Origin of the sequence: Ktedonosporobacter rubrisoli, assembly GCF_004208415.1 — a bacterium.
Lineage (GTDB): Bacteria > Chloroflexota > Ktedonobacteria > Ktedonobacterales > Ktedonobacteraceae > Ktedonosporobacter > Ktedonosporobacter rubrisoli.
This window is the reverse complement of the sequence record NZ_CP035758.1, coordinates 5,524,492-5,537,627: the sequence shown is the minus strand read 5'-3', so window position 1 is coordinate 5,537,627 and position 13,136 is coordinate 5,524,492. Positions and strand designations below refer to the sequence as shown.

At 51.3% G+C, this 13,136-nt stretch carries 11 protein-coding genes; 6 read left to right on the top strand and 5 right to left on the bottom strand.

What is annotated here, in order from left to right; all coding sequences use genetic code 11:
• The first annotated feature begins 149 nt into the window (after positions 1–149).
• The 3 genes from EPA93_RS24100 to EPA93_RS24090 all read left to right on the top strand — a co-directional run bounded on the left by EPA93_RS24100 (position 150) and on the right by EPA93_RS24090 (position 3,587).
• Positions 150–1,118: a carbohydrate ABC transporter permease gene (locus tag EPA93_RS24100; protein WP_129889949.1), complete on the top strand. Its 969-nt coding sequence runs from the start codon at positions 150–152 to the stop codon at positions 1,116–1,118.
• Between the two features lie 24 nt (positions 1,119–1,142).
• Entirely contained in the window at positions 1,143–2,015 is an 873-nt protein-coding gene (locus EPA93_RS24095) for a carbohydrate ABC transporter permease (RefSeq protein WP_129889948.1), read from the top strand.
• 228 nt (positions 2,016–2,243) lie between these two features.
• Positions 2,244–3,587, top strand: a complete 1,344-nt coding sequence (locus tag EPA93_RS24090; protein ID WP_129889947.1) for an ABC transporter substrate-binding protein — start codon at positions 2,244–2,246, stop codon at positions 3,585–3,587.
• Between the two features lie 131 nt (positions 3,588–3,718).
• On the opposite strand, the gene EPA93_RS24085 is transcribed toward EPA93_RS24090, so the two are convergent.
• Positions 3,719–3,898, bottom strand: a complete 180-nt coding sequence (locus EPA93_RS24085) for a hypothetical protein (RefSeq protein ID WP_129889946.1) — start codon at positions 3,896–3,898, stop codon at positions 3,719–3,721.
• A 416-nt stretch (positions 3,899–4,314) separates the two neighbouring features.
• On the opposite strand from EPA93_RS24085, the gene EPA93_RS24080 reads away from it, so the two are divergent.
• A complete protein-coding gene (locus EPA93_RS24080; protein WP_165423355.1) occupies positions 4,315–5,328 on the top strand; it encodes a protein DA1 in 1,014 nt (337 codons plus the stop codon).
• A gap of 47 nt (positions 5,329–5,375) precedes the next feature.
• On the opposite strand, the gene EPA93_RS24075 is transcribed toward EPA93_RS24080, so the two are convergent.
• The 4 genes from EPA93_RS24075 to EPA93_RS24060 form a co-directional block, all read right to left on the bottom strand.
• Positions 5,376–6,308 carry an ABC transporter permease gene (locus tag EPA93_RS24075; RefSeq protein ID WP_129889944.1) on the bottom strand — a complete coding sequence of 311 codons (933 nt, stop codon included), beginning with the start codon at positions 6,306–6,308 and terminating at the stop codon, positions 5,376–5,378.
• A 21-nt stretch (positions 6,309–6,329) separates the two neighbouring features.
• Positions 6,330–7,292, bottom strand: coding sequence for an ABC transporter permease (locus EPA93_RS24070; RefSeq protein ID WP_129889943.1), 963 nt, complete (start codon positions 7,290–7,292; stop codon positions 6,330–6,332).
• A 162-nt stretch (positions 7,293–7,454) separates the two neighbouring features.
• On the bottom strand, positions 7,455–9,164 hold the full coding sequence (locus EPA93_RS24065) for an ABC transporter substrate-binding protein (protein WP_129889942.1): 1,710 nt from the start codon (positions 9,162–9,164) through the stop codon (positions 7,455–7,457).
• Positions 9,165–9,454: 290 nt separating this feature from the next.
• Positions 9,455–9,904 (bottom strand): TIGR03668 family PPOX class F420-dependent oxidoreductase, encoded by a 450-nt coding sequence (locus tag EPA93_RS24060; protein WP_129889941.1) that lies wholly within the window; start codon positions 9,902–9,904, stop codon positions 9,455–9,457.
• 533 nt (positions 9,905–10,437) lie between these two features.
• Here EPA93_RS24060 and EPA93_RS24055 point away from each other — a divergent pair.
• Positions 10,438–12,027, top strand: coding sequence for an ABC transporter substrate-binding protein (locus EPA93_RS24055; RefSeq protein WP_129889940.1), 1,590 nt, complete (start codon positions 10,438–10,440; stop codon positions 12,025–12,027).
• Positions 12,028–12,174: 147 nt separating this feature from the next.
• Complete coding sequence (locus EPA93_RS24050) at positions 12,175–13,122, top strand: ABC transporter permease (protein WP_242527484.1); 948 nt, start codon at positions 12,175–12,177, stop codon at positions 13,120–13,122.
• Positions 13,123–13,136: the final 14 nt, after the last annotated feature.

Genomic DNA, 13,136 nt, shown 5'->3' with positions numbered 1-13,136 from the left:
CTATCCATTAAGCAAGGTGCGAAATCTACATAAATGTGTTACGCTAAAAGACTATGTAATTCCTTAACGGATTTTTTGCGTCTTGATTACGAATGCTTAAAAATGTATTGTTATGATGATGTAGTACGTCTATTCGAACAGGAGAAGAGATGAAATTGGAACGCGATCTTATACTGCAAGAAATTAGCGTACCTAGAGTGACCCGTCCTCCTTCATCGCGCTTGCGGCGCTGGCTCTCGACAGGGCAGGCATACATCTATTTACTCCCAATCTTTATTATTCTTGGTATTTTCTCGTATGCCCCCTCCATCTTTGTCTTTTACATGAGCCTGTTTAAGTGGAATTTTTTAAACCATGGTGAGCAGCCGTTTGTTGGTCTGGCTAACTATGTTTCCCTGGCTCACGATCCCAACTTCTGGCAATCGCTTCAGGTGAGCGTAGTCTATGTGCTGATCTCTGTCCCGGTACAGCTCTTTCTTGCCCTCTTTCTTGCCTTGCTCTTGATGTCAGGGATTCGCGCGCGCGCCTTCTGGCGCTTAGCGATCTTTACGCCCTTTATTACGCCGATGGTAGCCACATCTGCGATCTGGCTCTGGATATTTGATAACTATCATGGGCTCTTGAACGGCATTTTGCGCTTTATGCATATGACGCCGATCGATTGGCTGGGCGATCCACACTGGATACTTTTTAGCGTGATTGTCTACACTACCTGGAAGTCTGTGGGCTTTAGCGTAGTGATTTTTATGGCCGGCCTGGGAAACGTCTCGCCAACGCTGGCCGAGGCCGCCTATGTGGATGGCGGGAATCGCTGGCAGATCTTCTGGCATATTACCTGGCCCTTGCTTCGCCCGATTACCCTGGTTGTGCTGTTGCTCAGTACTATCGAGGCTTTTAAAATGTTTCAGCCTGTCTTTCTCTTGCTCCAGGGGCAAGTCACGGGCGGAGCCGGGAATGCTGGGCGCACGCTGGGTCTCTTGATGTTCTCGCAAGCCTTTGCCGGCAATACCCACGCGGGCCTTGGTTCGGCCATCTCGGTAATTCTTTTCTTGCTTGTTTTCACGATTTCGGTTGCCCAGTTTGGCTTGAGCCGTCGAAACGATGTCGTGGTGGACTGATATTCGTTAGTCAGGGAGCAGAGCATGTCTACTATTCATATCCCTTCGTCAACTGAAAAGCGCACTTCGCGCCTGCAGGCTCGGCATATCAGGCTGATCTTGCTCTATGCAGTCGTGATCATTGCCTCAATCATTGCTATTTTTCCGTTGTTCTGGGTTTTTATTACCTCGCTGCTAACCCAGAAGAGCGCCTTTGACGTGAATCCGCATTTCTGGCCGGACTGGCAATGGGCAAATTATGTAGCGGCCTGGAAAGCCGCGCCCTGGTTGCAATATTTTACCAATAGCATTTTTATCTCGCTTGTGACGGTAATCCTTGCCTTGATTACCTCGTTGCTGGGGGGCTATGCCTTTGGTACCATGAAATTTCCGGGCAGTCGGGTGCTGTTTGTGGCAATTCTGGCCCTGGTAATGGTGCCTTTTGAGGCGACCTTGATCCCCAACTATTTGATAGTTTCGGCCCTCGGCTGGGTTGATACCTATCAGGCGCAGATAATTCCATTTGCTGTTAGCATCTCGGGCATATTTCTGCTGCGACAGTTCTTTTTGTCGCTGCCTGTCTCTTTATGGGAGGCGGCACAGCTGGATGGGTGTTCGCGCTTTGGCTTTCTCTGGCGCGTAGCTGCTCCTCTGGCACGGCCCGCTCTTGTCGTTGTGGCCTTACAGGTCTTTATTGGGAGCTGGAACGCCTTCCTCTGGCCTTATCTTGTGACCTCTTCGGATGCTTCCCGCCCGATTGAGGTTGGCCTACAAGCGCTGGTAGGTGCCGAGGGAGGGACAGATCCGACGACGCTGGCGGCGGCGGCTGCCTTCACCACGCTTCCCATCCTTGTAGTTTTTCTGATCGCGCAACGTCAGTTTATCGAGGGCATATCGGCTGGTAGCACCAAAGGCTAGCCCGCTAATCGATAGGTTCCAGTATGGTCAACTCGATGCTCAAAGCACTCAGAAGCTGCCAAAAGCACCTGGCAAAACCTTGCGGCTGACCTGTGTCTGGCAACAAAGAGAGGGGAATTTGCACATACTTAGGGAGTTTGAAAAATTTTGCTGATAACTCTGCAGCCAGAAAGGATTTATTGCAGGTTATATTTTATAGATTTTATTTTCCTAATAAGGGAGGATTTTATGCGTAGTAGATGGCCGGGAGTGGCCTATCTTATGATTCTGGCAGCTATGCTCTTAATGACGGCCTGCGGCGGCACGTCGGGGAGCAGTAGCAGTAATGGGAATACAAGCACGAGTAGCAACCCAGGTGTGCTTGATCCCAACAAGAAGTATACAGTAGATTTCTGGGAAGCATTTGGTATAGGAGCCAATAAGACGGTTATTGAGGATTTGACCAAGCAATATATGCAGGCACATCCCAATGTGACAGTCAAGCTGCAGGCCTTTGATTCCTACGATACTCTACAGACCAAGCTGACGGCTGCCATCGCTGCCAACAAGCCGCCTACCATGGCTCAAATCTATGAGAACTGGGCCACGCAGTTCCAGCAGTCGAACGCTCTGGCTTCATTGCAGCCCTTTATTTCTGGCAAGAATGGCTTGAGCCAGCAAGACCTTGCGGATTTTTATCCCGTGCTGCTTAAGGATGGGCAGATTGGTGGCACTCAGTACATGTTGCCCTTCAACAAGAGCGACCTCGTATTGTACTACAATGCCGATATGCTGCAGAAGGCTGGCGTACAGCCGCCCAAGACCCTGCAAGAATTTGCCCTGGATCTCACAAAACTGACTAAGCCCGATGGCTCACAGTGGGGGCTCTCGTATACGCCAGATGTCGATGGCTGGTCGGTACTTTATAAAGCGCTGGGTGGCGGTGACTTCACCTCGGCCGATGGCAAGTCCGCCGCCTTTGCCGATGGGCAGAACAAGCAATATGCTACGCAGGCGCTTGGCCTGCTTGCGCCGCTGGCCAAAGCGGGCGCCGTGCATGTCACCAAGTCATATAACTGGCAGAACGATTTCATCTCGCAGAAAGCAGCCTTTGGGATTAGCACCATTGCCACCTATGCCTTCCTGGCCAAGCCCATTGGTAACACCTTTAAGTTTAATGAAGTGCCCTTGCCGGCTGGACCGGCGGGTCAGTTCACAGTCCTCTTTGGCACTAACCTTGCCATTTTTGCTAATGCTAACACCGATGCGCAGACGGCAGCCTGGGATTACATGAAATTCCTTACTAACACGCAGTCAAATGCTACGTTTGTGAAGGGCACAGGCTACATGCCGATTCGGCAATCAACCTTTAATAGCTCCGATTTACAGAGCTATTATGAGCAGGTACCGGCGCGCAAGGTTGGACCTCAATCGATGGGATCTGCCTTTGTGGCCTCGGCCGCGCTAGGCTGGTCACAGTGCCGTAACATCATCACTACAAATTTTACAAGCGCGATAACCGGGCAGCTAACGCCTGATGCGGCTATGAGCAAGATGGCGCAGAGCTGCAATTCTGCCCTGTCTCAAGCTTAGTACCAGATGTTCCACCTGAAAGGCTGAGTTTCCACTTTGGAGTGATCTATGGAACAAGCGGGAGAAAATGCTCCCGCTTGTTCTGTAATCTTGACTCTTCTTCACCACATTGTTGGCTAGAGCTTCTTGCGCTATTCACCCTTCTTGTGATGCTTTTCCTTATGCTGTTTCATGACCGTACGCGCCGCAACTTCTTCGGCGCGATCTCCATAGCGTCCACTTTCCTCGGCCGAAGCTTTTATGTGCTCATACTGGCGCTCTTCCTTGTTGCTGACGCCTTTCAATGGTTTCTTTTTCTTATCGTCCGGCATACTTGCGTTACCTCCTATGCCATTATTTAACAGCTGCTCTTACAGAGCGGTTTATCCTTGCCTCTATCGTTTCGTAGTGTAAACTACCGCTGAGCCCGCCTTGTCTGGGTGGTGGCGCAAAGCTCATCCCGCTGCTTATCCTGGCCTGCCGTGATCTCAAGGCAGCTTGACGGCCTGCTAGAGGCATTGCTTTCTATAAACACGGATAGCCTGTAAAAAAAGGTTCAACAGAGCATATCCAGCTGCCAAATGCTATACTTATATTGCCTCTGGCTATAGTAATATACTCTTGAAAGAAAGTTAGCAGAGCTTGCTAGATATAGTTCCTATAAACTCAACTTTTAAGAAAACCTCATTGGAGAGCACCAATAGCGCTCATGTTTTTTGAGCAGTTTGCAAACAGGGAAGTTACAGAAATGGCAATGCCAGCACGGCCCATCTGCAAAAAGTGTGGGCAACCTATCTATGGAAGATATCTTACAACTTTGGGCGCTCAGTGGCATCCTGAGCATTTTATCTGCGCTGGCTGTGGCCTTCCAATTCGGGAGCAAGGCTTTCAAGTACATGCGCAGCAGCCCTATCACGAGACCTGCTATATCAATCAAGTGTTGCCGCGCTGCGCAGTGTGTGGCCAGCCTATTCAAGGTCGCGCAATATCTATCCAGGGCGATACTAGATCTTATCATCCTGCCTGCTATGCTGAGCACGCAGCCTCTCGCTGCGCTTATTGCCATAAGCCCTTGTTAAACGGATATCGTGTCGATTACTGGGGAACAAAGTATTGTGATGAGCATGAAAAGCAGTATCCGCACTGCGTTTATTGCTCGCGCCTGGTGCCGCCGCAACAACAGAGGCCGGGAGAGCAAGAAGTGCGCTGCACCCTTTGTCGAAGCGAAGCCATTGAGACTGTGGATGAAGCCCGACCCATTTATATGCGTGTCAGACAATGGGTCGGAGCGCAGGGCTTGCGCTATAATAATCTTCCTTTGAGCCTTGAACTATGCGGGCCCGAGAAGCTGGCGACTTATTTTCCCAATCAAGCACGCAAGCACCTGGGCGCTACGCTCAGCGCCTCCTCAACGTTTGGCGAGCAGATTCTAAGCACCGAGGTTACTGGCGTAGCAGTTCTGCAGGGGCTGCCATCCAGCCTCTTTGCCGGTGTTGCTATACATGAGCTCGGGCATGTCTGGCTGATTGTGCATGGGATCGAGCATCTTCCCACCTGGGCTGTGGAAGGCTTCTGTGAACTCCTCGCCTATCGCTATTATCGCGAGCTGAACAGCCTGGAAAATCGTTATCAAGCAGAACAGATTGAGCGTAACCCTGATCCAATTTATGGAGAGGGTTTCCGGCGTGTGCGTGCGCGGGCCGAAGCGCTCGGCTTTCCACGCTTTTTGGAACAGCTGCGTACCACTAAGCGCCTGACCTGAATACTCAGTGAGTCGCTATCCACGCTGGACGCCGGATAAAGCATCTATTAGCGCTCAGTCATATGCGGATCGAGCGCATCGCGTAATCCGTCGCCTACCAGATTACAACTAAGAACCGTTAGGAAGATAAGCAGGCCCGGAATAAAGACGAGCTTAGGATCGCTATCGAAAAAGCCCTGTCCGTCATTGACCATACTTCCCCAGCTTGCTAGCGGGATCTTGATGCCGAAGCCAAAATAGCTAAGCACCGATTCTAGAATGATGTTATTGCCAACCTGCAAAGTAGCGTTAACAATAATCGCTCCGGCCGCGTTGGGCAGAATGTGGCGGAACATCAGGCGAAAGCCACGCGCGCCAATCGTTCTGGCCGCCAGCACGTATTCGCGCTCCTTGAGGGCCAGAAACTCGCCGCGTACCAGGCGCGCGGCGCTAGTCCAGCCAAAAATTGAGATCAGGATGATCACGCTGGCCGGCGAGCCATTGGTAAAGGAAGCCGAAAGTACAAACAGGAGCAGATAGGAAGGGATAGCCAGAACTGTATCGGTGGCGCGCATCAGTACATTATCGATGATGCCTCCATAATAGCCGGCCAACGCCCCAATGCCAATGCCAAAAACGATTGCCACAATGGTAGAGCTCAGGCCAACCAGCAGAGAGATGCGGCCGCCGGCCATCGCGCGCGCAAACTCATCGCGTCCCACATCATCGGCTCCTAGCGGATATTGAATGGAAGGGGCCGCAAAGGGCGTCTGGGCGTTAACCGTATCTGGCGCATTATGCCCGGTAATGAAGGGACCCGCAAAACAGAGAATAAACAGCAGAATCAAGAAGATCGCCCCCACCACGGCGGCCTTGTTGCTGATAAAGCGATCGAAGATAATGCGGGCCTGGCTGCGTCTCTTCTGCGCTAACTCTGGCGTGAGCTCCTGGATAATCGTAAGCTCTTCCTCGGGACTAATAGCCTGTTCTGAGGTATCCATAGTGTATCCTTTCCAGAGTATTTAGGCGTAACGAATGCGCGGGTCCATAACTGCATAGAGAATGTCGGCAATGATATTGAAGAGAACCACAAAGACGGCCCCCAGCATTAGCGTAGCCAGCAAGATCGGGAAATCGCGCTTCTCCAGCGAGACAATAAAGAGCGATCCCATCCCTGGCCAGGCAAAAACCCCTTCGGTAATCGTGGCCCCGCCGGCGACTGAGCCAAAGTCTATCGCCACAATCGTAATGAGCGGAATAACCGCGTTGCGCAGCGCGTGCCGCAAGAGAAGCGGAACTGGGGCCACACCCTTAGCCCTACCCGTGCGCATATAATCTTGCCTGGTTACCTCGATCATGCTGGAGCGCAGATAGCGGCTCCATTTGGCAGTAAAGGTAATTGCCAGCACCAGCATGGGCATTAAAAGATGGAGGAAATGGTCAAGGAAAGCGTTAAAGGGATCAAAAAGGTAGCCCGGCGTCGACATACCTGATGTTGGCAGCCAGTGCAGAGAAGTGCCGAGAATATCTTGCAAGAAGAGGCCTAATAGGAAGATGGGCATGGAGATCCCAAAATACGAGATCGTTGTAATTGCATAATCTGTGATACTGCGCTGGCGAACAGCCGAGATTATGCCCAGGAAAATAGAGACAATGAGCGCGAGCACAAGGGCAGAGGCAAAGAGCTCTAAGGTTGGCGGAAAGTGTGACATGATCACATCTGATACCGGTTGATTGGTAGCAAACGAGAAGCCAAACTGACCATGCAGGGCGCTGCCTATCCACTTGAGGTACTGCACGGGCAAGGGATCGTCAAGGCCAAGACTGGCGCGCAGGGCCGCTCTGCCTTGCTCATCAAGATTGGGGTTATAGAGCGCTGCTTCTGGGCCACCAGGCAAAAGATGGATCAAGAGAAACATCAAGATCGAGATAAGAATGAGCAAGGGAATAGCTTCTAATAGTCGTCTGATAAGATACTTTCCCATACACACAACCTCCGCTGAGAAACGTGCAGGTAGCACCAGTCTTATAAAAAGTGAGGGTCTCTACTTCTCAGCATATATTTCAAAGAAAACAAGGTCTCTGGTTAGCCGAAGCTAGCCAGAGACCTCCATGCTAGATAGCATGGAGAAGATGCTTGACAACGACTAGGCGCCACCGCCAGATGGGCACTTTCCGCCATCACACCACCAGTTCCAGATGTTGACAGTCTCAGTCGAGCCGAAGGGGCCTGGCTGGTAGTTATGCGTGCCCTTTTTGGTAATCTCGACATCTTTCAAGGCGTACAAACCGAAGATGTCGAAATTCTTGAGCATAACCTCGTGGATCTGATTAAAGATCTGCTGGCGCTCTGCTGGATCGGCTGTCGCCTGTTCTTTGGGGAAGAGTGCGTCGAGCTCCTGATCGCAATGGAACATATAGTTTGAACCATGGGGAGCCAGCTGCGCGCACGAAAGGTTAATCGCATCGTCTCCGTCATAGACATAGCTGCTGGCCCATTCAGCCAGGTCGTACTTGCCGGCTTGACCGCCGCCCAGGAAGGTGCTAAAGAAGGTGCTCGAAGGGTAGTTCTGGATGTTGATCTTCACGCCGATCTTGGCAAGATTGGCCTGGTTGAGAACCTCGTCTTCCTGGCGCCAGGGATTGCCGGCCGTGGTGGAATACTGGAACTCCAGCCGTAAGTTGCCTTTTGCCCGGACACCATCGGCACCCTTGCTCCAACCGGCCTGGTCAAGCACTTTATTTGCACCATCGATATCAAACTTCGGGCATGGAGCATCCTGCTGAAAGCCCGGATTATAGGCAGACGAGTGATCTGTGCAATTTACAATACCCTGATCCTGGCGAGCGATTTTCACAAGTTCATCAGGATTGATAGCCATGGCGATAGCTTTACGGACATTTACATCCTGCAGCGCAGGATTATTAAAGTTGTAATGGAGCGCTTCGACGCTGGCCGATGGATTGGTGACAATCTGATAGTTTGTGAGCGCTTGATAGGCTTTCATCTTACTGACATCCAGGAACCAGGCCGAATCGATCGAGCCAGACTTCAGATCGTTGAGAATGGTGTTCTGGTTTGCCACAAGACGGAAGACAACTTTATCCAGGTATGGCAAGCCTTCAGCGGCCTGGTAATACTTGGGGTTGCGCTGAACCGTAAAGTGATCGCCGGGCTTGCTTTCCGCCATCATAAATGGTCCGCTGACGATCTGCGGATTGAGGTTATCCATAGACTTCTTTATGCTCTCAGGGGCCATGCTAGAGAAATGGTGAGCCGGCATGGGAGCGTGATAGCCATCGGTCCAGATAGAGGGAAATGCGGCGTAAGGCTTGCTGAGATGGAAGGTGATCGAAAGCTTGTCAGCCGAGACCTCAGAGCCTGTAATCAAGGAGTAGCCTACATTGCTGGCTGCGGCAAACTTTTTGTTTGTCCACAACTTCCAAGTAAAATCTACATCATCAGCGTTAAGCGGCTGGCCATCGGACCAGACGAGGTTTGGCTTAAGATGGAAGACCCAGGTTTTGAGATCGGAACTGATGCCGCCATTTGCTGTGGTGGGCATTTCGGTCACAATCCCTGGATTGATCTTACCAGATGAGTCGCCGGCAAAAAGTGGCGCATAGAGAGCTTGATCAACCATATAGGCAAAAGTTTGCACAGAAGCATTGGGGAGCAATGAATCTGGCTCATTAGCTAAGTCGTCAATCCATATACCACCCTTGACCGGCTTGCCATTATCGCCTGTGCTCTTGATAGGTGTTCCTGATGCGCCGCAAGCGCTGAGCAAGAGGATAAGGATTGCAAGCAAAGAAAAGGATGCTACGGGGGGCCGAGGCCTTGATTTGACCACCATGCTGACCTCCTGGGAAATAATAAAGTACAAATAAAAGAAATTGGTTTCCGCGTGATGTGGGCTTAAAATGCTACAATACGCCATTTATAGTACGTATCTTCAGTTCTATTTCTCACGTTGCGGTCCTTGATGCTCTGCTAATTTATAACACTGAAGCTGCGAAAAAGGCAACAAGATTTCTACCATTTTAGGATGCCGCTGAAGCGCTCTCAATAGTTATGACAGGCCGATTCGTATAAATATGACAGCAGGTCTATGGAGACGGGCAAAACAGCCTAAGAGATCAGCATTTAGCTATTGTGAAGTGCCGGCCCCCATGCGGTAATACGCTCGGGTGTAAGCATAATGATGGGATAGAGCTCCAGGGCCATCTGCAGATACTGGCTATATCTTTCTCGTAATAGTTGTACTGCCGGCTGATGCAGAGCATCCTTGGGCTCAAGTAGAGCAGCGTGCCCGTAGACCAGCACATAGCCCAGTTGAGACCAATCCTCCTCGTACTTATCGATGAGCAAGGAGGCCTCGTGGCGCGCTTCGATATTGCGTACTCGCCGCAACTGCCGGCCCTTAACGCTTTTGGGCTTCTCATCGAGCGGTGTATAGAAGCGCTGGCCATCAAAGGCGTAGCAGACGGGAATCAGGTAGGGGCTCCCGTTCTCGTCGGCAGTCGCCAGGCGGCCGACCCGCTGCTTATGGACAAAATCGCGTTCTATTGAGGAAAGCGTTGTTCTGTGCGCCATGATTAACTCTCCGTGCTCCTGGCTAAACGATCCGCCGCAGTAATCGCTTCGCGCGCTTGTACAATCCTGCTATCTCAAAAATCAAGCGGTTCTAGCTCAGCCACATAAATTATTCTCTATAAGCCTGGCCTCTGGCTTACAATTATACATCTACACTCTTTACCTGCAGTCAGTATATCTCAGGCGGTGCTGGCACAACAAGGACAAGCCTGATGTATGCTGATCTGACTGCCTGACTGGAAGCAGCACCCTGCTAGCAAACAGGCAGCGAAGCTTGACAGATGAGGCGGCACATTGTATCGTTGTTAAATATAGTTTTTATATATTTTGTCCCATCTGCTATTCCATTCCTTCAATGGAAAGCTAAAATTGTTCCACAGCAAACACACATGGCCTCTTGCTCTGTGTATTTGTGAAATCGCCGCACGTATTATCATACAGAATACATATCTTTTTGGGTAGGGTCTCAATGGCGAGGCGAAAATGTATGGTAAGACATGGCAATACCCTGAAATATTTAGGAGGGACCGCTTATGAGGGACCACTTCGAACAGCTTTCATGGAAATTTTCTCCCCGTTATTTATGTGTAGCTGTCGTCCTTATTCTGTTTGTATTTCTCGCAGCTTGTGGTGGGGGAAGTCCTGGCCCATCCTCATCTAGCTCCGGCTCAAAGGTTGGCGGTGATATCAGTGTGGGTTTAAATGCTGATGTGGTCACGCTTGACCCCGTGAAATCGACGGCCCTGGTGGATCGCCAGGTCATGTTAAACTTGTACGATACATTGGTAAAGCTCAATGCGCAGAATCAGATTGTGCCTGATTTAGCCAGTTCCTGGACGTATAAATCGCCAACGCAACTGGTCTTTACCTTGCGTACAGATGTAAAGTTCCAGGATGGCACCCCCTTTAACGCCGAGGCCGTCGTCTTTAACATCAATCGGATTCTCTCCGATGCAGCCTCGCCAAGGCATAGCGAGATCTCGGATGTAAAAAGCGTGCAGGCAGTTGATGCTTCTCACGTCCAGTTTGATTTGAAAGCTCCCTTCTCTCCCCTGCTGGCGACCCTGACTGACCGCGCGGGTATGATGCTCTCGCCGGCGGCTGTCAAAAAGCTCGGGGCAAAGCTGGCCATCGCGCCAACTTCGGCCGGAAGCGGGCCATTTATGTTTTCCGAGTGGGTAAAGAGCGATCATCTAACGGTCAAGCGCAACCCCGATTACTGGCAGAAGGATAGCCAGGGCAATAAGTTGCCGTATCTGCAGTCTGTACGTTTTCGTCCAATCACCAATGGAAATGTAGAGTTCTCGAATCTCCAGACCGGCACAATCAACGTTGCCGATACAGTCGATCCTAACTACGTTGCCTCGGCAAAATCGAATCCCAGTCTTGTCTATAAGCAGCAGCCTGGCTTGAGCTTCTATGGCATCATGCTCAATACGAAAGTAGCGCCCTTGAACAATGAACACGTGCGCCGGGCTATCGAATGGGCTACGAATCGCGAAGAGATCGTGACGAGTGCCCTGAAAAATGTTGGCGTAGTGGCGAACGGGCCATTCTCGTCGGCAAGCTGGGCCTACGATAAGGATTTTGCGCCTTACACGCACAATACAGATAAGGCGAAGGCCGAGCTGACCCAGGCCGGTATCTCTGGTACCGTCTCTTTCTCGCTGCTGATTCCCGGTAACTCGCCGCTCAACTCGCAGATTGCTCAGTTTTTTGCCGCTCAGCTGGCCAAGGTTGGCATTACCGCTACGATCAAGCAAGAGACCTTTGCCGCTCTGCTTTCCGATACCCAATCCCACAATTTCCAGGCGGCCTTGCTCGGCTGGAGCGGACGACCTGATCCTGATGGCAATATCTATGCCTGGTTCCATACTGGTGGTGGCTTCAACGATATGCAGTATTCGAATAGCCAGGTGGATACCCTACTTGAGGATGCGCGCGCCGTCAGCGATCAGACCAAGCGTACTGAAGACTACACAAAGGCCCAGCAGTTGATTATGCAGGATGCTCCCTACGTCTTCCTCTATCACGGCGTAAACATCCAGGCGACAACTACCAATATCCAAAATTTCACCTTGTTGCCGACTGGAACCCTGGATTTCTCCCAGGTCCACATCTAGACTGTTCGGCTGTAAGAAATGTTAGAAAGCCCTCATTATGACAGATGAGGGCTATATACGAGATCAACTTGCAACCCCGCTTGAGAGGGAAACAGGAGAAGCTTTCCTGTTTCTCTCAATAGTTGTTTATGGATAAGGAGCGCCATCGTGGCTCGCTATCTTGCGCGACGCATTCTCTTTATCATTCCAGTTGCCCTGCTTGTTTGCTTTATCATCTTTATGATTATTCACCTGGTTCCTGGCGATCCTGCGCGCATTCTGTTGGGTGAGGAAGCAACACCAGAGGCGGTGAGGGCGCTGCGCCAGCAATTGGGCCTGGATCAGCCCTTGCTGGTCCAGTTTTTCATCTGGCTCTGGCAGGCCGTGCATGGCAATTTAGGGCAATCCATCCAGCTCCAGCAGCCTGTATTGCAGGCGCTCTGGCAGCGCGTCCCTGTCACCCTGGAGCTCGGGCTGGCGGCGCTGCTCTTTTCGCTGGTTCTTGCAGTTCCACTGGGCATTTATTCTGCCACACACCGCAACTCATTCCTTGACTGGCTGGTTAACATCTCAAGTCTGATAGGCACCGCCATACCGGTCTTTGTCCTGGGCCTGCTGCTGATTTTCTTCTTTGCTGTGGGTTTGCGCTTTGTTCCGCCGGGCGGCTATGTGCCATTTAGCGATGATCCGCTGGGCAATTTACGCGATCTTATCATGCCCATGATCACGCTGGGCGCGGGGTCGGTTGCCGTCAATATGCGCCAGATTAAGGCGGGCATGGTTGAGGTGCTCAGCCAGGACTATATACGCACGGCGCGGGCCAAGGGTCTGGCGGAAAGGCGGGTCTATTATCTGCATGCTCTGCGTAACGCTCTGATCCCCGTCTTGACGATTGTGGGCATTCAGATCGGTTCGATTCTGGCCGGGGCAGTTGTCGTAGAAACTATCTTCCTCTGGCCGGGCATCGGTCAACTTGCCGTGACAAGCATTATGTCAAAGGATTATCCAGTTGTGCAGGGGGTGGTTTTGCTCTCGGCCCTTTCGTATATGGCCGCCAATTTGCTGGTTGACATAAGTTATGTGGTGCTTGATCCACGTATTCGCCTGGAAAAGTAGGAGCGCAGGAGTGA